The organism is bacterium, assembly GCA_029210545.1.
Taxonomy (GTDB): Bacteria; BMS3Abin14; BMS3Abin14; order BMS3Abin14; family BMS3Abin14; genus JARGFV01.
Genome location: JARGFV010000005.1, coordinates 1 through 23,191, shown reverse-complemented (window position 1 = coordinate 23,191; position 23,191 = coordinate 1). Strand labels below are relative to the sequence as shown.

The window sequence follows — 23,191 nt, the reverse complement described above, 5'->3', positions numbered from 1 at the left end:
ACCCCTATCGGTCCGTTCTTTTTTTGTGGTGGGAGTTTTGAGTTTCGGGTTAAAACCCTCCATACAACCATCACCTGCCCAACGTTCCAAACCTGAACCCCATGGAGAGATTATGAAAAGGATCATGTTTCTGTTTTTTGTTGTAGCAATCAGCAGTCAGCTGATTGCTACAACAGCCACAGCTGGTTCCGCCATGGACTCGCTCATCGACAAGATTATTGCTGCATACGGTGGCGAAAAGCTTAATGACGTGACCGCCTACCGGATGACCGGGACCGTGGATGCAAAGATGCAAAAGGCTCCGGGAGCCGTGGAAAGGCTCTTCTCAAGGCCTGATCGGCTTTATGTCGATCTCCCTTACGAGGTCAACCCCGAGAGGCGGTACCTGGACCGGGAGCGCGGGTGGCGTACCGACCCCAACGGCAGGGGCATCCAGCAGGTGGATGGGGCGCTGCTGAAATCGATGGTCCTCCAGGCGGCCCGCGCCGATATCCCATGGATCCTGGACGAGCGCCGGGGGGATGTGGCCCAGGCCCCGGCCGCCAGGGTCGGGGAGAAGATGACCATCGGCCTGCAGATCATCCTGGAACCCGGGCTCATCCTGCGCCTTTATGCCGACCCGCAAAGCTCCCTCATCGTCTACAGCCAGGCGGTGCTCAACACCGAGACGCTGAAGACCCACTTCGAGACGGCCTATTCGGACTTCAGGGAGGTGGAGGGAGTGCTGTTCCCCCACCACGAGGAAAACTGGGCGTCGGGGTTTCACACGGGTACGACGGAAATTCAGGGAATCACCCTGAACCCGAAAATAAAAGCCGGGGCGTTCAGGCCGGAATAGGAGCGAATCTCAAATCTCAAAAAAGACCTGTAACTGCGAAAAAAATAAACGCGGTTTCTGTAGAAGCGGCAAAAGCGGCTTCACGCAGCTCGTCCGGCTTTGAATTTAGTACTTAGGGAACCCCCCCGGCTTTGCCGGGGGCACATGACTTTTCAACAAAAAAGCCGGGGCTCAACGCCCCGGCTTTTTTGGAATTTGGAATATGGAATTGCTTCAGAACGATCTTCCAACAGTTGCAGCTGTCAGCTTCCCATGCACCACGCCTTTCGTGCCGATGAGGCGGTCGGCCATCCTGCGGATCTCGCTGCTCTTCCCCCTCACCAGGACCACCTCCATGCACATGTGATGGTCCAGGTGTACGTGGAGGGAGGAGATAATGGCATCGCCCATCTCGTGCTGGATGGAGTTCAGCTCCTCGGAAAGTTCCCGCACGTGGTGGTCGTAGACCAAGGTGACCGTGCCGATGGTCTCCTCGTCCGATTCCCACTCGGCCTCCACGAGAAAATCCCTGATGAGGTCGCGAAGGGCCTCGGAACGGTTGCCGTATCCCTTCTCTTCAATGAGGCTGTCGAACCGCTCCAGGAGCCGGTTCGGGATGGACACCCCGAACCGGGTGGTTTTTTCGCTCACTGGCCTGTCCCGGCCCTACCTGGCGTCCTTTGGAGTGTCTGTGGCAGCCTTGGGGGCTGCTTTTGGGGCGGAGGCGGACTTGGACGGGCGGCCCCGGCGCTTGGAAGACGCGGCCTTGGCCGCTGCTTTTCTGGGCGGCCGTCCGCGGCGTTTGGGGGCTTCGCTCTTGGCGGACGCGGCCTTCGGGGGCCGTCCGCGGCGTTTGGGGGTTTCAGATTTAGCCGTTGGGGCCTTCGCTTTACCTTTCTTGGCAGCCTCGGCCTTGGGGGGCCGGCCCCGCCGGCCGGGCGCTGGCTTGTCCTCCCGGATGGCCTTCAACATCCTGTTGAGTCCAGCCACCCTCTTGTCGAGTTCGGAGATATTGGCCACCGTCTCGGCAATGTCGGCCTGCCCCTTCGCGCTGGCCTTCTGGAGGTTGGCGTAAAAAAGGTCACCCAGCTCGAGGCACAGGTCCTTGCGCTGCCTGCCCAGAGAACCGACCTCGATCCTCACCTGGGCGATGCGCGTGACCTTGTCGGCCTCACCCTTGCCCTTCTTCACGGCGTCGACGATCTTCTTGCCGAAATCCTCGAGCGCTTCCTTTACCTTTTCGAATTCCTTCTCCACGGCAAACTCCCTTTTTTTATTTTGCGTTTCAGGATTTCAGGATTTGTGTATTTAATAACGCCTGTATATTTTACAGCTAATTATTGTTTATTCAAAACATTTTTATCGATTTCCCGCTTTTTTTCAAAAGGTTAAATGGAAAAAACGATCGAAAATAGCGAATTGAGGATTGCGAGAAAAAAAAGAGGTTGGTAATTCGAGATCTGAAATACGAATTATATTGCGCTCAAAGCGTGAGTGCCAGCTTGGCTCCGTACCACACGAACCACCACCCCAGGACGACCAGCAGCCCGGCGCAGCCCGCAACCACCCGGGAGTAGATCGGCGTCCCCACGAACTTTTTCCCCCGGGAAGCCCCCGCGGAGACCAGCGTGTACCAGGCCAGGTCACCGGAGATATGGCCCAGGAAAAATGTGATGATGCCGGTCACACCGTACTGGGCGGCCCTGGTCAGGAAAGCCAGCCCCACCGTTGCCCACCACAGGGTCCAGTAAGGGTTGGAGATACTCGACAGGATCCCCAGCCACACGGCGCGGTTACCCCCGGGCGGTTCCTTCGCTTCCCCTTCGGCGACGCCGCCGGACCGGGCAAGAGCGATCATGCCCCAGCTCATCCAGAGAAGGATCAGACCTCCCACAAGGCCCACCACCGACTGGACCTCGGCCGACTGGAGCAAAGGCCCGGCGCCGAGGAAGAAAAGAGAGATCAGACCCAGTTCGAGGATAGCGTGGCCCAGGATGGCCAGGGGGCCGAAGGTCCACCCGAACCGGGGGGAATGGGCAACCGTCACCGTCAGGAGCGGTCCCGGCATGAGAGCGCCGGAGAGGGCCACCACGAAGGCGGACCCGAATAAAAAGGGCAGGGTCACGGCCGCGCTCCCCGGAGCCCCAGGAGCCTTTCCACCTGGGGCCGGTACCGTCCCTCGGCATCCGGGACGGGGGTCGTTTCCAGGAACCCCGGCAGGGACGAAAACTCCTCCATGGCCAGGAGGGCGGCAAACCCGTCGTCCCCGATGAACCCTTCACCGATCCTCTCGTGCCGGTCCACCCCGGATCCCAACTCCTTTTTCGTGTCGTTCAGGTGCACCGCCCGGACATGGGCAAGCCCCGCCTCGTCGTCGATCCGTTTCATCGTCCCGCCAACCTTTTTCCTGTCCCGCAGATCGTACCCGGCCGCGAAGGCGTGGGCCGTATCGAAGCAGAAAAAAACCCTGTCCTTAGCCCCGGAAGCTTCCCTTATGGCGGCGAGCTCAGAGAAGGGACCGCCCAGAACAGAGCCGGACCCTGCGGTGTTTTCCAGCAGGACCGGCGGCCCTTCGGGGTATTCCGACAGCAGGGTCCCCACCATCCCGGCCGCCCTTTCGATCCCGGCCTCGATGGAGGTGCCCTTGTGGCTGCCCGGGTGGATGATGAGGCCGTCCACATCAAGGGCGCGGCAGCGGAGATACTCCTCCCCGAGGGCGGCAAGGGACCGCTTCCACAGCTCGGGGTCAGGACCGGCGGGGTTGATGAGGTAGGCCCCGTGGACATGGACGGCGCGGATGCCGTGTTCCGCCACAGCCCCCTTGAAAGATTCGGCGGCTTCCGGGTCCACGGGGGGAACCTTCCACCGGCCCGGAGCGCCGGTGAAGATCTGGACGACCTCGCAGCGGTCCTCCACGGCCCTGAGGATGGAGCGGGCAAAACCGCCGGAGATGGATTCGTGGGCGCCTATGAGCAGAATATCCTCCCTTCCTGAATATTGCTTATTCCGTGAGGATGGGAGGATACAGTTTCAGGTTCCAGGTTTCAAGTTTCAGGTTAAATCCAAAGATCTGAAATCAAAACCGGGAAAAGCCAACTGACCGCAAAGGACGCAAAGTAACGCCAAGTAAAACCGGGGTAAAAAAGATCTTATTAAAAAAATGGATCATCGTAAAAATGAGTATCTGTGAGCGAGGTCATATCTCTCACAACTGATTCGAAGAAATCCTTCTCCCGACGGGAGAAGACAAGTGAAGGGAATAGTTCTTACCCTGCCTGCTTTAACGGCGCACGCCCGAGCCTCACCCAGGTCACCGGTTTTCTCTGTGTTCTGTGACCTGTGGTGAAACAGCCTTTAAGCGCCTTTACGGCAGACGCCTGAGACTTCCCCCTAAAGAGGTTTGTGCTTTCCTCCGACTTTCTCCGTGGCTCCGTGGTGAAAACCTTGAGGCTCCGATGGCATACGCCTGAGATCGCTTCGCCTGGGCAGGTTCCTTTCACCCCCACCTCGGTCCTCCCCCCTCAACAGGGGGAGGAAGAATATGGAAATTGACTATATTTGGGCTCGCGATGACAAGATTGCGGGACAAGCCGTGGTGAATGCTTTCACGGGCTTTGAGGTGACACCTCTAAGGTACGCATTAGTGTGATGAACCAAAAAAATAATGGCTCTTTTCATGACCTGCTTTGCGAAACTTGGCGTACTTCGCGGTGAATCAGGTTTTGGTTGGCTTTGGGTCTGGCATCTGTACAAAGTTTCAGGAGGAAGGCATAGTCGGGTAAAAGAGCTAAGCTCTAAGTGCCAAGGGCTATGAACATGCATACACAATACCCACAACGCAAAATTCGAAAAGGAACTTTTTTATGAACACCGAGATCAAAGCCGTTTACTTCGACCTGGGCGGCGTCTACTATACGGAAGGGTTCCGCGATGGGCTCTCCGCCATCGCCCGCAAATACAGTGTGGGGCAGAAGGAGATCTACGACAACGCCATCGAGATCATCTTCTCAAACGGTTATCTCCACGGCCGGGCTCCTGAGAAAAGCTTCTGGAACGACCTTGCCGCCGCATGCGATATCGACGCCGACATGTACACGGAAAGGGTGGCGATCCTCACCGCCTTCCAACCCGACGGCGCGATGGCATCCCTGGTTTCGAGGCTCCGGGAACTGCTCCAGGTCGGCCTGCTCACCGACCAGACCAACTGGCTTTACGATCTGGACGAGCGGGACGCTCTCCTGCCGGCCTTCGACACCGTCGTCAACTCCTACGAGGAAGGGTTTTCCAAGCGCGACCCGGAGATCTTCCGCATCGCCTGTGAGAGGTTTGCCCTTCTCCCCCACGAGATCGCCTTTTTCGACGACAATCCCGGCAACGTCGAAAAGGGGAATGAGTTCGGCGTCCGGGCCTACCTTTTCGAAAGCGCGGAGCGAACAGAGACGCTGCTGAGGGCTGAAGGCATCGACCTGCCGCTCGCCGGACCAACGGCGATCGATGGCTAGCCCGCATTATTCATGATGCAAATGAGATGTCAGCTAACTGTGTGGCAATTAAAGATGATGACTTCGCAAAAAGTCATCAACGCGCCCCGCGCGGGGCGCCCAAATCAATGACCCGCCGCGCCTGGGAAGGGCGCCCGGATCGATGACCCGTGAAAACTGCCGCGCCTGGGAGCGGCGCCCGGATCAGTGACTGAAATACATGTCACTGATCCGTGAGGGAACCGGAAACCACGCTTTTCGGTTCCCGTTAAGCAAAAGGCCCGCACGGACTTTTGCGATATGCCAGTAGCCCCCGTGAGGGAACCGAAAACCACGCTTTTCGGTTCCCGTTAAGCAAAAGGCCCGCACGGACTTTTGCGACCCTGTCAAGTTTCAAGGTGTTTCAGGCAGCGCGTCAATGTTTTCCGACGCGCTGCAAGGGGGTTTTCCCATGATAACCCAGGATAAACTCACCAGTATCATCGACCTCGGTCTCGAACTGAACCAGGTCAAGGATCTCGATCTTCTCCTCGACAGGATCCTCACCGAGGCACGTAAATTCGTCAGCGCCGACGCGGGATCGATCTATACCAGGTCCGGCGACAAGCTCGAGTTCACCTACACCCAGAACGACACTCTTCAAAAGGCCCTCCCCACCGGCAAGAAACTCATCTACTCCAGCTTTACAGTCCCGATCAACACACGCTCCATCGCCGGCTATGCTGCTACCAACGGTGAGATCCTGAACATACCCGACGCTTACGAGATCCCCGAAGACGCTCCATACTCTTTCAGCCGGGATTTCGACAAAATGTCCAGATACAAGACCCAGTCGATCCTCACCATCCCCCTCAAAACCAGGCGTAACGACGTCATCGGTGTCCTCCAGCTCATCAACGCGAAGAATAAAAAGGGTGAAATCGTCAGCTTCCTGAAATCTTTGGAACCCATGGTCCTGCATTTTGCCAGTATCGCAGCCAACGCCATCGAACGGGCGAACATGACGCGCTCCATGATCCTGAGGACCATCGAGATGGCGCGGCTGCGCGACCCGAAGGAGACGGGTTCCCATGTCCAGCGGGTTGCTTCATACTCGGTGGCCATCTACGAGGTCTGGGCGATGCGGCGGAGTATTCCGGAACGGGAGATCGACCGCGACAAGGACATCCTCAAGATCGCCTCCATGCTCCACGACGTGGGCAAGGTGGCCATCCCTGACATCATCCTGAAAAAACCGGACAAACTCAACGATCATGAGTTCGACCTCATGAAGCAGCACACGTGGCTCGGAGCGAAACTCTTCGCCGACACGTTCTCCGAATACGACGAAGCTTCGGCAATGATCGCCTTAAACCACCACGAACGCTGGGACGGCAGCGGTTACCCGGGGTTCATTGACCCGGGAACGGGAAAGGCGATCCTGGGGTTCGAAGGCCCCTCGGGCAGGGCACGAGGTCGAAAAGCCGACGAAATTCCTGCCTTCGGACGCATCGTGGCCATCGCCGACGTCTACGACGCGCTCTCCTCATCCAGGGCTTACAAGGACGCCTGGGACGAGGACCGCATCCTTGAGACCATGAGGAGTGAGACGGGGACCCACTTCGATCCGGAAATGATGGACGCATTCTTTTTCAGCATCGACGTCATACACAACATCAAGGAGCGCATCCCGGACGCAGATGAAAGCTGATGACCCCGCCCGGCAAACCGTCCTTTAGCGGACGCCGAAGCAGCCGGGAGGGCATCCTGAACCCGATAAGTGCAATTCTGTTTTATGAAACGATGTGCTGAAAGATCGGCGATCCTGTTTTGATCAGGGCTGTTTAATCCTTAAGGAAATCCCCCGGCTTTGCCGGGGGTACGTGACAACCATGCGGGGAGAGGGGATGGTGCCAGGCACAACTGCTTTCCGGCCATGAACGTCGGATCTCCCGTGGGCGGTTACGCAGACCGTGTGGTCATGATCGGCGACACCGGTTCCACCAGGCTTTACAAGGACGGCATCGGAGCGGCCTATTTCATGGGCAAATCGGCGGCAAAAACGGTTGTCATGGACGGAGTCGGGGCGAAACATTTCCAGAAGAGGTTCCTGTCGGATTACCGCAGCCTCATCATCGATAACCGGTACGGCAGGTTCCTGTTCAAGGTGACGGACCTTTTCCGCGATTTCAGGTTCCTGACATCCTCCATGCTGGAAGTTGTTCGGAAAGAGCAATCCGATCACTCTGACGAGAACAAGATCCTGAGCACCATCCTGTGGGACATGTTCACATCGCCACCTTGAAAGAGGGGGAGATCTTCGGAGAAATGGCCCTGTTCGAGAGGCTCGGGCGTTCGGCCACGGCCACAGCCCTTGGTGACACGCGTCTCCTCACTGTTGACAGGAAGAAGTTCTTCGCCGGCATCAGCCGGGATCCGACCCTCGCTTTCAAAATCCTGGAGGCCATGAGCGCCCGCACGAGGCTTTTGAATACGGAATACACGAAACTGAAGAAACAGCAATTCGAGTCCTTGAAAGCCGCGCTGGACCTGGACCAGGTCTGTGCCCTCATCCTGGATGAGGCGCGGCGGGTCGTTGACGCTGATAACGGGTCGGTCATGCTCATCGGCAAGGACGGCCAGACCCTCCGGATCGTTGCCGCTTTCGGCACGGAGCGCGCGGAGAAGATCACGCTGAAGGTTGGTGACGGCATTGCCGGGAAGGTCCTGGCATCCTACTCCACCATCGCCATCAACAGCGCACTGAGCTTCGAGGAACTTAAGAAGGCCACGGAAGCCCTCACCCGGGTCGTGAACAGGCTGAGCAGCTAAATCCAGAAATTCAGTCCGATCGTTGCTGAATTTCTGGATAAGGGAGATTTCCACATGTTTGAACGAAGCGGAAAGGCGAGGGTCTACATCATCCCCCTGGTCATCGGGGTGCTGGTGGCGGCAGCCCTGCTCCTGGGGCAGCTGGAAAAGTTCGAGCTCGTGACCCTGGACCTTCGCTACCCGTTCCTCTCTGAACATATCCAGGCTCCCCTGGCCCTGGTGGCCATCGACCAGAACTCCCTCAAGGAGGTGGGCGTCTGGCCCTGGCCGAGGACCCTTTACGCGTCCTTGTTGGGGACCCTGGCGGATGCCGGGGCCGGTGCCCTCCTCGTGGACATCGATTTTTCTTCCCACGGCCTCATCAAGGAAGAGGACATGATTTTCGTGGAGGCGGTTCGGACGCGGCTTCCCACCTACCTCGCCATGCACATGGAGATGAAGGTCAACGAGGCCGGCTTCCAGATCCTCAATGCTTCCATCCCTTTTCCCGACCTGGCTGACGCCGCGGCGGGAGTTGCCAGCATCGTCTTCGAGGTGGACGACGACGGTACGGTCCGGGGCGCGCCCCGGCCCATCGAGTTCGGTGATGATATTTTCAACCCCCTCGGCCTCGAGGGAGCCCGTATATTCGAACCGGACGTCTCCTACAATCCGCCCCCTGGGGCCATGATCCACATCACCTCGAAAATGATCAGGGATATTCCCATCGTCCCGTTCATCGACGTCATCAACACCAATTTCCCCGAGGGAACCTTCGCCGACAAGGTGATCCTCCTGGGGGCGACATCCCAGGACCTGAGGGATTTCTGGCGCAGCCCCATCGGGATCATCCCGGGTGTCTACCTCCACGCCGCGGTTTTAGAGACGATCCTCAACGATTCGTGGGTGGTCCGCACCGGGACCGAACTCAGCCTCGTGCTCATCTTCGTTCTGAGCCTGGCCCTCGGCTCGATCCTGGGCCGTGCCGGCTGGAAGGGCGGAGCGCTGACACTCATCATCTTCCTGGCGGTCATCTCCGGTGGAGCCATGCTCCTCCTTCGGATCAACATCATGCTCGAGGTGGTCCCTCTCTACCTCGCCGGCCTCGTCCAGTACCCTGTCCAGGTGGCCCTCCACGCGAGGAGGACCGAAGAGGTCCTTGACCTTGAGCGCAAGCGCTCCGACGCCATCCTGAAGATGTCCGAACTGGAGGACGCCGAGGAAACAGGGCAGCAGCCCTACGTCGTCCCCCTCGTCCTGCTCAGGCAGGTGCTGGGTCTCGAGACTGTCCGCCTTTTCCTCCTCCAGGGGGACCTTCGGCGAGATTGGAGTGAAGAGGCTGTCATCGGGAACGAGGGGATCGCCAGCGACGACAGGTACATCAATGAGGTAATCGACAGCGGGGAACTCATCACGACCAGGGGGGACATCCACTCAGGCGCCCACGTGTACGTGCCTCTCAAGACTGTGCGTACCCCCATGGGGATCCTGTTCGTGGCAGGACCACCCGAATTCCAGGCCACCGACAACGATCTGAGGCTCCTTCTGTCCTACGCCACCCAGACCGCCTACTTCCTGGAGTCCCAGGAACTGGCCGAGCAGATGAAAGAGGAGGAGACGGTCCGGACCAACCTGGCACGTTACCTGTCCCCCCAGATCGTCGAACAGGTCATCGCGAACAAGATGGAGGTGAACCTCGGGGGCGATCGAAAGGTGGTCACGGTGCTTTTTTCCGACATCAGGGATTTCACCACCCTCAGCGAGACAATGCCCCCGGACAGGCTGGTGGCCATCCTCAACGAGTATTTCAACGAGATGGCCAACGTCATCTTCCAGTACCAGGGGTCTCTGGACAAGTACATCGGGGATGCGATGGTGGCTGTTTTCGGCAGCCTCATCGAACTGGAAAACCCGGTCAGGAATGCCGTCGAGTGCGCCGTAGCCATGCTGAAGCTCATGCCGAAACTGAACGAAAAATGGGCCCGGAAATATGACGGGTTCACCATGCAGATCGGGATCGGGATCAACACGGGAGACGTCTTCCTCGGGAATATCGGATCCATGGAGCGAATGGAGTTCACCGTGATCGGGGACGTTGTCAACGTCTCGTCCCGTTTCTCCGGCCTCGCGAAGCCCGGCCAACTCCTCCTCACGGAGGCATCGGCCGAAAAGGTGGATGAATATTTCAACCTTGTCGAGCTTGACCGCACCAATGTTAAGGGTAAAACTGAGAAGTTGCGGGTGTTTGATGTAAAATACAGCTGACCTTATGAAAATGCGTTCCTGGTGCCCTGAAACGTTGAGTGTGCCAGGAGCTTCAAAGCCTTGACACACCAGGACACGGAGGCGGCCCGCTGGTAGGCTGCCCGTCCCATCCCTCGACAGGCTCGGGACCCTGAGTCACGCCAACGGCGTGATAAGTGCGTCGAAGGGCAGAGTTACACAGAGAAAGGCCAGGGCTGTTACGGCAGAAAGCATGGCGATCATCTTTCTCTCACCTGAACGGCTGGGCCTTCAAGGCCGGGATGAAAGCAAGCTTTGATCCTGGCCTTGAAGGCCCCATCTGCCGATTTCGGAGAAATCCCTCCCCCTGACGGGGGAGGTCAGGTGAGAGGAAGGGAAGGATTACTGGTTTCCTCTGTGACCCTCTGTGACCTCTGTGGTGGATGCTTTTCCGGGCTTTGAGGTGACACCACTCAGGTACGCATTGTTGTGATGAACCGAAAAAAACCGTAAATTTGAAGCAGCGGTTCAAGACGTACTCTTGGAACGTGGAACCTGGACCCTGAAACTGAAAACCGGAGGTTTTCCATGCGTTTACACATCCTGGGCTGTGCCGGAGCGGAGTTTCCCAAACACAACATGCCGGGTTTCCTCGTTGACAGGACCGTGCTCCTTGACGCGGGCACCATCGGGCTTGCCCTCGATTTCCAGGACCAGAGAGCCATCGAGCACATTTTCATCACCCACGCCCACCTCGACCACATCAAGGCGATCCCGTTCTTCGCCGACAACCTTGTGACCCGCAACGTGGAGCACATCGTACACCTGCACAGCGATCCGGAAGTCATCGACATCCTCAGGCAGAACGTATTCAACGGACTCATCTGGCCCGATTTTTCCCTCATTCCCACACCGGAAAAGCCCACCATCAAGTTCGAGCCCATGATGGTGGAAAAGACCATCCAGCTCGAAAAGCACCGGGTCACCGCCTACCACGTGAACCACACGACACCGGCCGTGGGTTACCTTGTGGAGAGCGAAAAGGGCAAGAGGATCGTATACACCGGCGACACCGGTCCAACGGATAACATATGGAAGGCGTGCGACGAACACACCCTTGACGCCGTCATTGTCGAGGTTTCCTTTCCCAACAGCCTGACCGACCTGGCCATCAAGACCGGTCATCTGACTCCCAACCTCCTGGCCAGGGAAGTTCTCAAGATGAAAAACCTGCCCCTGCGGTTTTTCATTTCCCACTCCAAACCGTCCCACAAGGAGGTGATCTACGAAGAACTGGCCGAGATCAGCAGGGAATACATCGAGATCCTCCAGGATGGGCAGATCATATTTTTATAATCAACCGGGGAAAACGGTTGATTATAAAAATATCTGACGCAGGTGGAGGCCTTAGACTGCCACGCCCGGGTTTCGGCTCGCAGTGACAACCATGAAGGTTGATGGACTCGCAAAAAATCCCCATCGGACACCCCGACCGGAGGCAAGATAAAACCAATCTCGGATTTCGGGTCTGCCCTCTTTGTTGACATGGCTATAACGATCCGTATAGTATTACCGGAATATCTTACCAGTGCTATGAAGGGAGGTGGGGAAGCCGTATTCCATTGATAGAACTGTGTCTGAACGGGACTCTTTTAATGAGAAAGGGGGATACGTTTAATGACGTCATTCCGGAACATCAGCCGACGCGACTTTTTGAAGTTCTGCGCCGGTACAGCGAGCATTCTGGGCCTTTCCGAGGCAGCCGTCCCACGGGTGGCAAAAGCCCTCGAAGGGGCGGCCAGGAAACCTGCCGTGATCTGGCTGGAAGGTCAGGATTGCGCTGGCTGCACCATCTCGTTTATCAACTCATCTCACCCGGGCACAGCTGAACTCGTGCTCGACACCATCTCGCTCCGATATCACGAATCGCTCATGGCCGCTGCCGGCCATGCGTCCGAGAAAGCCCTTCGCGACACCATTAAAGAAGGGGGCTACGTGCTTATCGTCGAGGGTTCCATCCCGGCCGAAGATCCCAGGTTCTGCCAGGTCGGCGGCGTCAACTTCATTGACACCGTCAAGGAAGCCGCCGCCAACGCTGCGGCTGTTATCGCCATCGGCGCCTGCGCGGCCTACGGCGGCATCCCGGGCGACTGCCCGACCCCCGGACGGGGTATGGGTGTGGGCGAGGCCATGGAAAAGGGCCTGGTTCCCAGGAAGCCTCTCATCAACGTCCCCACCTGCCCGGTCCATCCCGAGAGGATGATCGGGACCATCGTCTATTACCTGCTGTACAAGAAGCCGCCCCCCATGGACAAGATCGGGCGGCCCCTGGTGTTTTACGACAAGCTCATCCACGACAACTGCGAACGCCGAGGCCATTTTGACAACGGCGAGTTCCTCACCGACTGGAACAGCTCCGAGCAGAGGAACTGGTGCATGTACCTCAAAGGGTGCAAGGGCCCCTTCACCTATTCCGACTGCCCCAAGCGACGCTGGAGCGACGGCCTGAACTGGTGCATCGGCTGCAGCGCCGTGTGCCAGGGCTGCTCCGAGCCGGAGTTTTACGCCGGCATGTCTCCGCTTTACGACAGGACCAAGGAGATCAGGGGCTACAAGGTTGAGACCATCGGCGCCGTTGCCACCGGAGTCGTAGCCGTCGGGCTTGCCGGCCACTTCATCGGGCAGGCCATGACCGGCCGGCTCGGTAAGGGCGGACCGCCTGAAGAAGGAGGTGACAACTAATGGGCCAGAGGATTACGGTTGATCCTGTCACCAGGATCGAGGGGCACCTCAAGATCGACGTGGAGATCGAAAACGGCGTCGTCAAGGACGCCTGGAGCAGCGGCACCATGGCCCGCGGTTTCGAGGCCCTCCTTACGGGGAAGGACCCCCGGGACGCCAGTTACGTCACCAGCCGGTTCTGCGGCGTGTGTTTTTCCGTCCACCAGATGGCTTCGGCCGCCTGCCTGGACGACGCCTTTGGGGCCCAGGTTCCCGACGGCGGGCGCATCATGCGGAACCTGCTCATGGGGACCGAGTATCTCTACGATCATATCATTCACTTCTATCACCTGACCGCTCTTGATTACCTGGATATCATGGCCATCGCCGGCTATTCAGGTAACGACGCCGGCCTGAACGCGGTCAAGGACAAGATCGTCAGCCTCGTCAAGAGGGGCGACACCTACCCCCTGACTCCCAGGTATGAGCCCGACCAGTGGTCCGTGGCCGATCCCGAGATCGTCACCATGGCCGTTGCTCACTACCTCGAGGCTCTCAAGATACAGGTCACGGCAAAGAACATGGGCGCCATGCTGGGCGGCGGCCGCGTGCCCCATTACCAGGGCATCGTGGTCGGCGGCGTGACCCAGATCCCCAACGCCGAGCAGATCGGACGGTTCAAGTCCATGCTCGACGAGGTCGTCGCCTTCATCAAGAACGTGTACATGAAGGACGTCCTGCTTCTCGGCGGCCCCGGCGGGCCTCTCTTCGAGCTGGCCAAGCTGGGAGTCGGCGGCGGTCACTACAACTACCTGTCCTACGGCGCCTTCCCCGAGGACGCCTCCGGCAAGAACATGTACTTCAAACCCGGCGTCGTCCGGAACCTGAACCTCAACAAGGTCGAGGCTTTCGACCAGGCGAAGGTCACCGAATCGGTCAAGTACGCCTGGTACAAGGAGAAAGCTCCCGTGCACCCCTACGACGGCGAGCAGATCTTCGACCGGGACAAGGCAGGCGCTTACACCTTCGTCAAGGCCCCGCGCTACGACGGAATGGCTTTCGAGGTCGGACCTCTCGCCAGGATGATCGTCGAGAAGAACCCGACCCTGCTGAGTCTCGTCGAGGCCGGTGCCAAGCCCGGCGCCGTCGCCAGGCACGCCGCCCGCATGATCGAGACGGTGGCGCTCGCGGACCAGATGTACGTGTGGCTGGGCCAGCTCATCGAGGCCGCCGGCAATCCCGGGTTCAAGATCCACGACGGCGACCACTGGGAGGTTCCCGAATCCGCCGATGGCGCCGGTTTCTACGAGGCTCCACGCGGCGCCCTGGGTCACTGGATCAGGATCAAGGGCAAGAAGATCGAGAACTACCAGTGCGTCGTGCCCTCAACCTGGAACGCGTCCCCGAGGGACGAGAACGATGTCCGGGGACAGTACGAGGAGGCCCTCATCGGCGCCCCCGTGCCCGATCCCGAGAACCCCATCAATATCGTTCGGGTGATCCGCTCCTTCGATCCGTGTCTGGCCTGCGCCATTCACATCATCGACCCCGGGACCAACCAGATCCGCAAGTTCAGGATCGGTTAGAGGGGAGGGCACCATGGCCAAAAAACATTACGACCATCCGATACCGGCGAGGATCATGCACCACACGCACCTCGTCAGCATGATCGTGTTAGCCTCCACCGGGTTCTTTATCCACAAACCCAACTTCAGCCTGGCGGGGATCGACATGAACATGGCGAGATTTTTGCACTTCGTATTCGGTTTCGTGATCCTTCTCAACTCGGTGACCCGCGTCTACTGGGCCATCTTCGGCACACCCCGCGACATCAAGTACTTCATGCCGGAGAAGAAGAACAGGGGCAAGCTGTTCCCCTATATGGCCTACTACTACTTCCTCAGGAAGACAAAGCCGGCGACATCCAAGTACAACGGATGGCAGAAGAGCACCTACGTGATCTGGACCATCGCGGTCTGGTTCATGGCCCTTACAGGCTTTGCGATGCTGTGGAAGACAGATCCCTTCTGGGCTTCGGTGGTAGCCGCCTTCGGCGGACTGAGCATGATCCACGCCATTCACTACCTGGTGATGTGGTTCTTCATGTTCACGATCCTGTTCCACGTGTACCTGTCCGTGTTTGAAGACTTCAAATCGGTCCTCCAGATGTTTTTCGGTATCAAGCCCGAGGAAGCCTAGTGCTGGAGTACCGATAAGGAGATGGGGCAGCCGGATACCACAGGCAAGACAGTGATCCTGGGAGTGGGGAACGTGCTCCTGAGGGACGAGGGCGTCGGAGTTCATGTCGTCACAAACCTCCAGGGGTACCCCCTCCCTGATAATATCGAGGTCATCGAAGGCGGTACGGACGGTTTCAAGCTGTTTCATCTCATCATGGAAGCAGACAGGCTCATCGTCGTCGATTGTGTCAAGGGCGGCGATGAGCCTTCCTCTATCTACAGGTTCGACATCGACGATTTCGATCATCTCCCTGATCTGTACAAAACCTCCGTCCACCAGATCAGCATCGCCGAGGTCGTCAACCTGTCCGGGACCATGAGGACGCCGCCTCACACCACCATCATCGGGATCGAACCGGCCGAACTCACAATGTCCATGGAGCTGTCTCCCGCCATCCGGGAAAAACTTCCCAGGGTACTGGAGATCGTGCTTGAGACGGCAGGTCTCGACCCGGAAGATTACCGCGAACATATCGATCGTCCCCTGGTCCAGCCCGGCCCACCCAGTTATTCCTGAAAATACAATTTTTTCCGTATTTTCAGGAATAACTGGGCGCGTATGCGTGGAGCCTAAGTGCGTCACTGCGACAGATCATTGTAACCCTATACTACTATCGTTTTATTACTCACAGCCATTCTATTGTTTATCGCATTAATGCTCGCCTGTTTAACGATTGTTTCTGGATTGCCCGTACGTTTTTTCGCATGTACGCTTGACGCACAAACGCGCGTACGAAACAGGAGAACCCTGCATTGCACGAGCTTTCCATCGCCATGGAGATCCTGGAGATCGTCGAGAAGGAAGCCCTCAAACACGGGGCCGGCGCCGTCAGGAAGGTGCGCCTGAAGGTCGGCGACCTTTCCGGTGTGGAAACCGATTCCCTGACCTTCAGCTTCGACGCCATCAAGGGCGAAAAGAAGCTGGCGGGCAAGGCCGACCTGCTCATCCAGCGGACCCCGGCACGGATCAGATGCAAACCGTGCGGCGCCGATTTCGAGGGGAGGAGCGGATTTATCGTAAGCTGCCCTGAATGTGAGGGGTTCGACACCCGGCTTCTGGCCGGTGATGAACTGGAGATCGTGGATATAGAGATAGATTGATTCAGACTTAAGTGATCAGATATCAGTAGCCGGACAAAAAACTTGATAGATAAGTCTTTCTGCTGTTTCCTTTAATCTGATTACTGAGTACTGATTACTGAATTCTGACTCCCGGAGGACACAGTTGTCCGACACGATCAGACTCGAAAAGAAGGTCCTTTCCCGCAACGACATGCTCGCCGCAGAGCTCAGGGAGCTGTTCCGGGAAAAGGGCGTTGCCGTCATGAACATGGTCAGTTCACCCGGTTCCGGGAAGACGTCCCTCCTCGAAAAGACCCTCGGGTCCCTTTCGGAGACGCTGTCCATAGGCGTCATCGAGGGGGACATCCAGACCGAAAACGACGCCCTGCGTATCGCCGCCACCGGGGTCCCCGTCCACCAGATCCAGACGGGCGGAGCGTGCCACCTGGAGGCTGAAATGATCAGGAGGGCTCTTGATCATTTCAGCCTGGAGGATCTCGATCTCCTCATTATTGAAAATGTCGGGAACCTGGTATGTCCCTCGGCCTTCGACCTGGGGGAGGGGATCAGGGTTTCGGTCATCAGCGTCACCGAGGGGGACGATAAACCGCTCAAGTACCCTTCCATGTTCCACTCGGCCGACGTCATGGTGGTCAACAAGATGGATCTTTTGCCCTACACCGATTTTTCTGTGGAAAAGGCGGTCGCAGGCGCCCGTTCCCTCAATCCGGGCATCCGCATACTGGAAACGTCGTGTCGTACTGGAGAAGGACTGGACAGCTGGTCCGAATTCGTCAAGGAATTCACGAGGAAACAAGTGTCTGGTGTCTAGAAAAGTCCTCTTGGCTGTAACCACAAACCGCTGTCCACCATAATGCACCCAAAGGACGCGTAGTAAGCAAAAGCCAACTAACCACAGCGCGGCCGGTTTGATGCCGCTTCACCCTTCGACCAGGCTCAGGGCCTGCGGCTTGCTCAGGGCAGGCAGGGTTTCACAGGGGAGAACCGCTTAAAAAATGTTTATGACATTCTTTTCTGGTTTACGGCCTTACCCCGTGTCACCCTGTGTACCCTGTGTTGAAAAGCTCTTGATCTGAACAATGGATGCAAGGGGACAGGGGTTGGCTGAGCGTTACCGCATCACCGTGGAAGGGATCGTCCAGGGGGTAGGTTTCAGGCCATTCGTCTACCGCCTGGCCACGGAGTGCTCCCTTTACGGCTGGGTCAGCAACACCTCCGACGGTGTCGTCATTCAGATCGAGGGCGGGAAAGATGATCTGGAAACCTTTCTTTCCCGCCTTGAAAATGACCCTCCTCCGCTTGCCCGGATAACCTCCATAAAGTCTGAAAAAGAAAAACCGATCGGTTACGAGGATTTCACCATCCGACACAGCCTCGCGGGCGCTGATCCAAGAGTCCTCGTATCCCCCGACACGGCAACGTGCCCCGACTGCGTCAGGGAACTGCTGACCCCGGCTGACCGCCGATACAGATACCCCTTTATCAACTGCACCAACTGCGGACCGCGTTATACCATCATTAAAAAGGTGCCCTACGACAGGCCAAATACCTCCATGGCTAGCTTCACCATGTGCTCGTCCTGCCAGAGGGAGTATGATGACCCGGCCGACAGGAGGTTCCACGCCCAGCCCAACGCCTGCGCGGACTGTGGTCCTTCCCTTGCGCTTGTCCACAACAACGGGACAAGCGCAAGGCTGGATTCCCTTGCGGAATCTCTTGAACTGCTCAAGAAGGGGAAGATCGTGGCCATTAAAGGTCTCGGTGGTTTTCACCTGGCGGTGGACGCCCTTTCTTCTTACGCAGTCGAAAGGCTGAGGGAGAAGAAAGGGCGTGAGGAAAAACCGCTTGCCCTCATGGTCCGTGACCTGGCCGCAGCAGAAAAGCTGTGCCGTCTCGATGACCACGCCAGGAAGATCCTCACCAGCACGGAGAGCCCCATAGCTCTCCTCAGGCGGCGTCAGAGCCCTGAAGCGGCGATCTCCCCTGCCGTGGCCCCCAAAAGCCGGTATTTCGGCCTCATGCTGCCCTACACGCCCATGCACCACCTCCTCATGGAGGAATTTGAGTTTCTCGTGATGACCAGCGCCAACATCACGGAAGAGCCGCTCTGCTCGGACAATCAGGAGGCTATGGGGAGACTGCACGGCATTGCGGACGCCTGGCTGACCCACGACAGGGATATTCTCCTTCGCTGCGACGATTCCATCGTCCGGCTCGACCCGGTCAACCCCGATTCAGGACCGGTGGTCCTCAGGCGGGCCAGGGGTTTCGTCCCTTCACCCGTGTTCCTGCCCTTCGAGACCGATCCTGTCCTCGCCCTCGGTCCCGAACTGAAGGGGACAGTGTGCCTCACGCGCGGCAACAGGGCCTTCATCGGCCAGCACCTGGGTGATCTCAAGAACCTCGAAACTCTGGATTTCCTCCTGGAGGTCGTCTCCCATCTCATGGACATCCTCCAGGTCACCCCTGCGGCGGTCGCAAGGGACCTGCACCCCGACTTCATGACCACATCCCTTGCCGAATTTCCCATGGGAGTCCCATGGCCGGAGGATCTTCCCGTCGTCGCCGTGCAGCACCATCACGCCCATATTCTCAGCTGCCAGGCCGAAGCAGGCAAAACAGGGCCTGTCCTGGGCCTGTCCCTCGACGGCACCGGTTACGGTACCGACGGTACGGTTTGGGGAGGTGAGATCCTGCGTGTCGATGGGCACAGAATGGAACGGAAAGGATACCTGAAACCGGTGTGGATGCCGGGGGGCGAAAAAGCGATCGACCAGCCGTGGCGCATGGCCGTTTCCTGGATGGTCGAGACCATGGGGGAAACCGAAGCCATTCAAGCGGCCGCCGAATTTTTCCCATCGGTGCCGGGAAATGAGCTGGAGACTATCGTCTCCATGTGTTCCAGACGCAGTCACGGGATCGCAACCTCCAGCGCCGGCAGGCTTTTCGATGCTTTTTCGGCCCTGACCGGAACCTGCATCCGGTCCAGGTACGAGGGTCAGGCCGCCATCGAACTGGAGATGTTGACGGACGAGGGGGTTACCGATATTCTTCCGTACTCCATGGATGAGGATGGCAACGGTGCCCTGGTTATCGATCCCGGCCCGGCTTTTTGCGCAGCGGTGGAGATCCTTCGTCAGGGTGGCTCTGCAGCTTCGGTCGGCGGCTGTTTTCACGGTACCCTTGCCGCCTCCATGGCCGATGCAGTGGCCGCCGTCATGAAGGGGGAGGAGGGCCTCGAGCCGGTCATCCCTCTTGGAGGCGGCGTTTTTCAGAACGAGATCTTCTGCGTCCGCCTGGCAGCGGAGTTTGAAAAACGATCCCTTAAACCTCTTTTCCACCGCCAGGTCCCTACAAACGATGGCGGCATTTCCCTGGGGCAGGCTGTTTGCGCCATGCACGCCCGCAGGGAAGGGGAGATCTGAAGATGTGCATCGCGGTACCGGGCAAGGTAACGGTCATCGACGAAGAGCTCAATGTAGCTACCGTGGAGGTGGGCGGCACCACAAAGCACGCCAGCGCCGACCTCGTGCCGGATATCCAGGTGGGGGATTATGTTCTCGTCCACGCCGGGTTTATCATCAACAAACTGGACGAGGACGACGCACTGGAGACCCTCAAGCTGTTCGAAGAGTACATGGGTGTGAACCTCACGGAGGATAGAGGAAAGTGAAAATGACACTTTTCGATTTCCAAGGAGCGGAAAGTCCCGCCAGGACCTTTTGCGATAATGAGATGATCTTCACAGCCGCGCCTGGGAAAGGCGCCCGGATCGAGAGTCGAGGGCCGCAAGCTCGATCCGTGAGGATAGGGAAAACCGCGCTTTTCCCTATCCGTAGAGCAAAAGTCCCACCAGGACCTTTTGCGATATTACAGTCACCATGAAATATCTTGACGAATACCGCGATCCCAGGGTCGCGAAGGCGCTGCTCGAGAAGATCCACGGCTCCGCCGGGAGGATCGACCGCGAGATCAGGATCATGGAGATCTGCGGCAGCCACACGGTCTCCATCTTCCGCGCCGGGATAAAATCGCTTCTCCCCGAGAACGTCAGGCTCGTTTCAGGTCCCGGGTGCCCCGTTTGCGTCACCGCCATGTCCGACATGGACCGGATGATCGCCCTCGCTTCTCCGCCGGACGGGACAGACACCCTGGTGGCCACCTTCGGGGACATGATCCGCGTGCCCGGAACAAAAACCAGTCTTGAGGCCGAAATGGCCTCCGGGGCCGACGTCCGCATTGCCACCTCCCCGCTGGACGCCGTCATGTGGGCCCGGAAACACTTCGAAAAGTCTGTTGTTTTCCTGGGTGTGGGTTTTGAAACCACCTCGCCAACCATTGCCGCCACTGTCCTGAAAGCAAGGAAGTCGGGACTGAAGAACCTGTTCGTATACCCTGCCTTCAAGCTCCTCCCCCCGGCCCTGGTCGCGCTCCTGGAAACACCGGACATCGCCATAGACGGGTTCCTGTGCCCGGGCCACGTCAGCGTCATGCTGGGGGCGGATGCCTACCGCCCGGTTGCGGCCAGATATGAAAAACCCTGCGTCATCGCGGGGTTTGAACCGATTGATATTTTACTTGGTATATCAAACATTTGCGATCAACTTGCTGAGAACAAACATGAAGTAGCAAACGCATACGGAAGGGCCGTTTCCAATGGGGGCAACGTAAAGGCCATGGGGATCCTTGACCAGGTTTTCGAGCCCGTGGACGCTCCCTGGAGAGGCCTCGGCACCATACCCGCGTCAGGACTCGGTTTTCGTGAAGAGTTCGCTGCCTATGACGCAATCAGAAGGTTCGGGCTCGACTCTGTGGAAGCGGGATCAGAGCCCAAAGGGTGCGCCTGCGGCGAGGTGCTGCGCGGCCTCATGGACCCACCCCGGTGTCCCCTGTTCGGCAAGGCCTGCACCCCCGATTCGCCCGTGGGCTCGTGCATGGTGTCAAGCGAGGGAAGCTGTGCCGCCTGGTACAAATATTCCAGCTGAACCCTGGAATATTTGAGTTAACAGTTCACGGTTCACGGTTTACAGTATGAGCTTAATGCAAGGTCTTACTGTGAACCGTAAACCGTCTACTGTAAACAACAAGGAGATAACCATTTGTCTGATAATATAATTCTCCTGTCCCACGGAGCCGGCGGGAAGAAGAGTTCCGAACTGACCGAAAAGGTCTTCCTGAAGCACTTCACAGACCCCGCCCTTTTGGAGCTCAACGATATGGCCGTTCTCGAGCTGCCCCCGGGGCGCCTTTCCATAAGCACCGACACCTACGTCATCGATCCCATCTTCTTTCCGGGAGGGGATATCGGGAGCCTGGCCGTCCACGGCACCGTTAACGACGTGGCCATGTCCGGTGCACGGCCCATTGCCCTTTCGGCCGGTTTTGTCCTGGAAGAGGGGTTGTCCATCGCCGATCTGGAGCGTATCGCCGCCTCCATGGCCAGGGCCGCCGGCCAAGCCGGCGTGCGCATCGTCACCGCCGACACGAAGGTGGTCCCCAGGGGCGCTGCCGACAAGCTCTTTATCAACACCACAGGGATCGGGGTCATCCCGGGTAACCTGGAAATAGGCGGGGGCCAGGCCTCCGAGGGGGACCGCGTCCTCATCTCCGGAACCATCGGCGACCACGGCATTGCCGTGGCCTCCTCCCGGGAGGGGATCGACCTGACGACCCCCGTGGTGAGCGACAGCGCGCCGTTAAACGGTATGATCGGGGAACTCGTCGCCTCCCTCGGGTCTGATATCCACGTCCTTCGGGACCCTACCCGGGGAGGCCTTGCCACGGTCCTTTCGGAGATCGCCTCCCACTCCTCGGTGGGGATCGCGATCCAGGAGTCGGCTATTCCCGTCAGGGACACCGTGAGGGGCGCCTGCGAACTTCTGGGCTACGACCCCCTTTACCTTGCCAACGAGGGCAAACTCGTCGTCGTGGCGGCCGAGAAGGCCCACGAGGAGGCCCTGAGGATCATGCAGAACCACCCATACGGCTCTGACGCGGTCCTCATCGGCACCGTCACCGGGGAAAGGCCCGGAAAGGTGGTTTTGAATACCCTCATGGGGGGAACGAGGCTGGTGGATAAGCTGTCAGGTGAAATGCTGCCGCGCATCTGTTGATCCGAACCTGCCTGTCATCCTGCTTTCAGGACTGAGCAATTACATCTGATCCTCCCCCCTCAAAAATCACTTTCACCCCCACCTCTGACTTGTCCCGCCATAGCTTGAGCGACGGCGGATCCTCCCCCCTCAAGGGGGAGGAAGGATAAGGAAGGGACTATTGATCGGCCCGGAATGACGGAGCAGGTTATCCCATAATTTGTTGGTGAAACCCCGTCAGGAATGGCCGGGAATCAGATCCCTGCCGGGGCCAGGTTAGGACCGTCACGGCAGGACGCTAAACCATCATGGTGGTTATATTAAAATGTTTCAAATTGGCACCTTTAGCGTTAAAGGTAGATTCCATGGGCGCACAGGATTTCGGGCCCGTTCCCCCTGTCAACGTTCCCTCTTGACAAGAGAGAGCTTTAACCCGAAACTATCCCCACAACTTAAGAGCGACGGATCGGGGGCGGTCCCTTGACGGGACCTGAGACAACACCCTTGGAACTTGAACCGGGTCATGCCGGCGTAAGGAGATCCGCAAAGTACGGTATCGACGCCCCCGGATACTTATCCGGGGGTGTTTTACATTAAGCGCGAAGCACAAAGCGCGAAGATCGAAGGTATGCCCTTTCTTCGTGTTTCGTTCTTCGATCTTCGTACTGTTGATGACTTCGCAAAAAGTCATCAACGCGCCCCGCGCGGGGCGCCCAAATCAATGACCCGCACCGTAAGTCATTG

At 58.2% G+C, this 23,191-nt stretch carries 21 protein-coding genes and 1 riboswitch; of the genes, 17 read left to right on the top strand and 4 right to left on the bottom strand.

What is annotated here, in order from left to right:
- Positions 1 to 112 precede the first annotated feature (112 nt).
- Entirely contained in the window at positions 113 to 838 is a 726-nt protein-coding gene (locus P1S46_01130) for a hypothetical protein (protein MDF1535090.1), read from the top strand.
- A gap of 213 nt (positions 839 to 1,051) precedes the next feature.
- Here P1S46_01130 and nikR read toward each other — a convergent pair whose 3' ends face one another.
- From nikR to P1S46_01110, 4 genes are all read right to left on the bottom strand, one after another.
- The gene (gene nikR / locus P1S46_01125) at positions 1,052 to 1,468 is read right to left on the bottom strand and encodes a nickel-responsive transcriptional regulator NikR (protein ID MDF1535089.1); all 417 of its coding nucleotides are present in this window, start codon (positions 1,466 to 1,468) and stop codon (positions 1,052 to 1,054) included.
- Positions 1,469 to 1,483: 15 nt separating this feature from the next.
- On the bottom strand, positions 1,484 to 2,074 hold the full coding sequence (locus tag P1S46_01120; GenBank protein MDF1535088.1) for a hypothetical protein: 591 nt from the start codon (positions 2,072 to 2,074) through the stop codon (positions 1,484 to 1,486).
- A gap of 226 nt (positions 2,075 to 2,300) precedes the next feature.
- Positions 2,301 to 2,942 carry a LysE family transporter gene (locus tag P1S46_01115; GenBank protein MDF1535087.1) on the bottom strand — a complete coding sequence of 214 codons (642 nt, stop codon included), beginning with the start codon at positions 2,940 to 2,942 and terminating at the stop codon, positions 2,301 to 2,303.
- Positions 2,939 to 3,787 carry a deoxyribonuclease IV gene (locus P1S46_01110; protein MDF1535086.1) on the bottom strand — a complete coding sequence of 283 codons (849 nt, stop codon included), beginning with the start codon at positions 3,785 to 3,787 and terminating at the stop codon, positions 2,939 to 2,941. Before P1S46_01110 ends, P1S46_01115 begins: the two co-directional genes overlap by 4 nt.
- Before the next feature lie 893 nt (positions 3,788 to 4,680).
- Here P1S46_01110 and P1S46_01105 point away from each other — a divergent pair.
- The 16 genes from P1S46_01105 (at position 4,681) to hypE (ending at position 22,468) form a co-directional block, all read left to right on the top strand.
- Complete coding sequence (locus tag P1S46_01105; protein ID MDF1535085.1) at positions 4,681 to 5,319, top strand: HAD-IA family hydrolase; 639 nt, start codon at positions 4,681 to 4,683, stop codon at positions 5,317 to 5,319.
- Positions 5,320 to 5,749: 430 nt separating this feature from the next.
- On the top strand, positions 5,750 to 6,988 hold the full coding sequence (locus tag P1S46_01100; GenBank protein ID MDF1535084.1) for an HD domain-containing protein: 1,239 nt from the start codon (positions 5,750 to 5,752) through the stop codon (positions 6,986 to 6,988).
- A 159-nt stretch (positions 6,989 to 7,147) separates the two neighbouring features.
- The gene (locus tag P1S46_01095) at positions 7,148 to 7,582 is read left to right on the top strand and encodes a hypothetical protein (GenBank protein ID MDF1535083.1); all 435 of its coding nucleotides are present in this window, start codon (positions 7,148 to 7,150) and stop codon (positions 7,580 to 7,582) included.
- Positions 7,555 to 8,109, top strand: a complete 555-nt coding sequence (locus P1S46_01090; GenBank protein ID MDF1535082.1) for a cyclic nucleotide-binding domain-containing protein — start codon at positions 7,555 to 7,557, stop codon at positions 8,107 to 8,109. The genes P1S46_01095 and P1S46_01090 overlap by 28 nt, the downstream gene beginning before the upstream one ends.
- A 54-nt stretch (positions 8,110 to 8,163) precedes the next feature.
- A complete protein-coding gene (locus P1S46_01085) occupies positions 8,164 to 10,353 on the top strand; it encodes a CHASE2 domain-containing protein (GenBank protein ID MDF1535081.1) in 2,190 nt (729 codons plus the stop codon).
- Between the two features lie 546 nt (positions 10,354 to 10,899).
- The gene (locus P1S46_01080) at positions 10,900 to 11,667 is read left to right on the top strand and encodes a 3',5'-cyclic-nucleotide phosphodiesterase (GenBank protein MDF1535080.1); all 768 of its coding nucleotides are present in this window, start codon (positions 10,900 to 10,902) and stop codon (positions 11,665 to 11,667) included.
- 321 nt (positions 11,668 to 11,988) lie between these two features.
- Entirely contained in the window at positions 11,989 to 13,053 is a 1,065-nt protein-coding gene (locus tag P1S46_01075; GenBank protein ID MDF1535079.1) for a hydrogenase small subunit, read from the top strand.
- Positions 13,053 to 14,618 (top strand): nickel-dependent hydrogenase large subunit, encoded by a 1,566-nt coding sequence (locus P1S46_01070; protein MDF1535078.1) that lies wholly within the window; start codon positions 13,053 to 13,055, stop codon positions 14,616 to 14,618. Before P1S46_01075 ends, P1S46_01070 begins: the two co-directional genes overlap by 1 nt.
- Positions 14,619 to 14,631: 13 nt before the next feature.
- A complete protein-coding gene (locus P1S46_01065; protein MDF1535077.1) occupies positions 14,632 to 15,231 on the top strand; it encodes a cytochrome b/b6 domain-containing protein in 600 nt (199 codons plus the stop codon).
- 21 nt (positions 15,232 to 15,252) lie between these two features.
- Positions 15,253 to 15,789: a HyaD/HybD family hydrogenase maturation endopeptidase gene (locus P1S46_01060; GenBank protein MDF1535076.1), complete on the top strand. Its 537-nt coding sequence runs from the start codon at positions 15,253 to 15,255 to the stop codon at positions 15,787 to 15,789.
- A 236-nt stretch (positions 15,790 to 16,025) separates the two neighbouring features.
- Positions 16,026 to 16,373 (top strand): hydrogenase maturation nickel metallochaperone HypA, encoded by a 348-nt coding sequence (gene hypA / locus P1S46_01055; GenBank protein ID MDF1535075.1) that lies wholly within the window; start codon positions 16,026 to 16,028, stop codon positions 16,371 to 16,373.
- A 124-nt stretch (positions 16,374 to 16,497) separates the two neighbouring features.
- Positions 16,498 to 17,166, top strand: coding sequence for a hydrogenase nickel incorporation protein HypB (hypB, locus tag P1S46_01050; GenBank protein ID MDF1535074.1), 669 nt, complete (start codon positions 16,498 to 16,500; stop codon positions 17,164 to 17,166).
- 289 nt (positions 17,167 to 17,455) lie between these two features.
- Positions 17,456 to 19,780, top strand: coding sequence for a carbamoyltransferase HypF (gene hypF, locus P1S46_01045; GenBank protein ID MDF1535073.1), 2,325 nt, complete (start codon positions 17,456 to 17,458; stop codon positions 19,778 to 19,780).
- A gap of 2 nt (positions 19,781 to 19,782) precedes the next feature.
- Positions 19,783 to 20,028 (top strand): HypC/HybG/HupF family hydrogenase formation chaperone, encoded by a 246-nt coding sequence (locus P1S46_01040; protein ID MDF1535072.1) that lies wholly within the window; start codon positions 19,783 to 19,785, stop codon positions 20,026 to 20,028.
- A gap of 208 nt (positions 20,029 to 20,236) precedes the next feature.
- Positions 20,237 to 21,340 carry a hydrogenase formation protein HypD gene (gene hypD, locus P1S46_01035; GenBank protein MDF1535071.1) on the top strand — a complete coding sequence of 368 codons (1,104 nt, stop codon included), beginning with the start codon at positions 20,237 to 20,239 and terminating at the stop codon, positions 21,338 to 21,340.
- A 114-nt stretch (positions 21,341 to 21,454) separates the two neighbouring features.
- The gene (gene hypE / locus P1S46_01030) at positions 21,455 to 22,468 is read left to right on the top strand and encodes a hydrogenase expression/formation protein HypE (GenBank protein MDF1535070.1); all 1,014 of its coding nucleotides are present in this window, start codon (positions 21,455 to 21,457) and stop codon (positions 22,466 to 22,468) included.
- Positions 22,469 to 22,905: 437 nt separating this feature from the next.
- Positions 22,906 to 23,002: riboswitch (TPP riboswitch) on the top strand.
- Positions 23,003 to 23,191 lie beyond the last annotated feature (189 nt).

Excerpts from the sequence above, each read along its gene's own strand:
- P1S46_01130 (MDF1535090.1), top strand. The coding sequence starts at position 113 with ATGAAAAGGATCATGTTTCTGTTTTTTGTTGTAGCAATCAGCAGTCAG.
- P1S46_01105 (MDF1535085.1), top strand. The coding sequence starts at position 4,681 with ATGAACACCGAGATCAAAGCCGTTTACTTCGACCTGGGCGGCGTCTAC.
- P1S46_01100 (MDF1535084.1), top strand. The coding sequence starts at position 5,750 with ATGATAACCCAGGATAAACTCACCAGTATCATCGACCTCGGTCTCGAA.
- P1S46_01085 (MDF1535081.1), top strand. The coding sequence starts at position 8,164 with ATGTTTGAACGAAGCGGAAAGGCGAGGGTCTACATCATCCCCCTGGTC.
- P1S46_01080 (MDF1535080.1), top strand. The coding sequence starts at position 10,900 with ATGCGTTTACACATCCTGGGCTGTGCCGGAGCGGAGTTTCCCAAACAC.
- P1S46_01075 (MDF1535079.1), top strand. The coding sequence starts at position 11,989 with ATGACGTCATTCCGGAACATCAGCCGACGCGACTTTTTGAAGTTCTGC.
- P1S46_01070 (MDF1535078.1), top strand. The coding sequence starts at position 13,053 with ATGGGCCAGAGGATTACGGTTGATCCTGTCACCAGGATCGAGGGGCAC.
- P1S46_01065 (MDF1535077.1), top strand. The coding sequence starts at position 14,632 with ATGGCCAAAAAACATTACGACCATCCGATACCGGCGAGGATCATGCAC.
- P1S46_01060 (MDF1535076.1), top strand. The coding sequence starts at position 15,253 with ATGGGGCAGCCGGATACCACAGGCAAGACAGTGATCCTGGGAGTGGGG.
- P1S46_01040 (MDF1535072.1), top strand. The coding sequence starts at position 19,783 with ATGTGCATCGCGGTACCGGGCAAGGTAACGGTCATCGACGAAGAGCTC.
- hypD (MDF1535071.1), top strand. The coding sequence starts at position 20,237 with ATGAAATATCTTGACGAATACCGCGATCCCAGGGTCGCGAAGGCGCTG.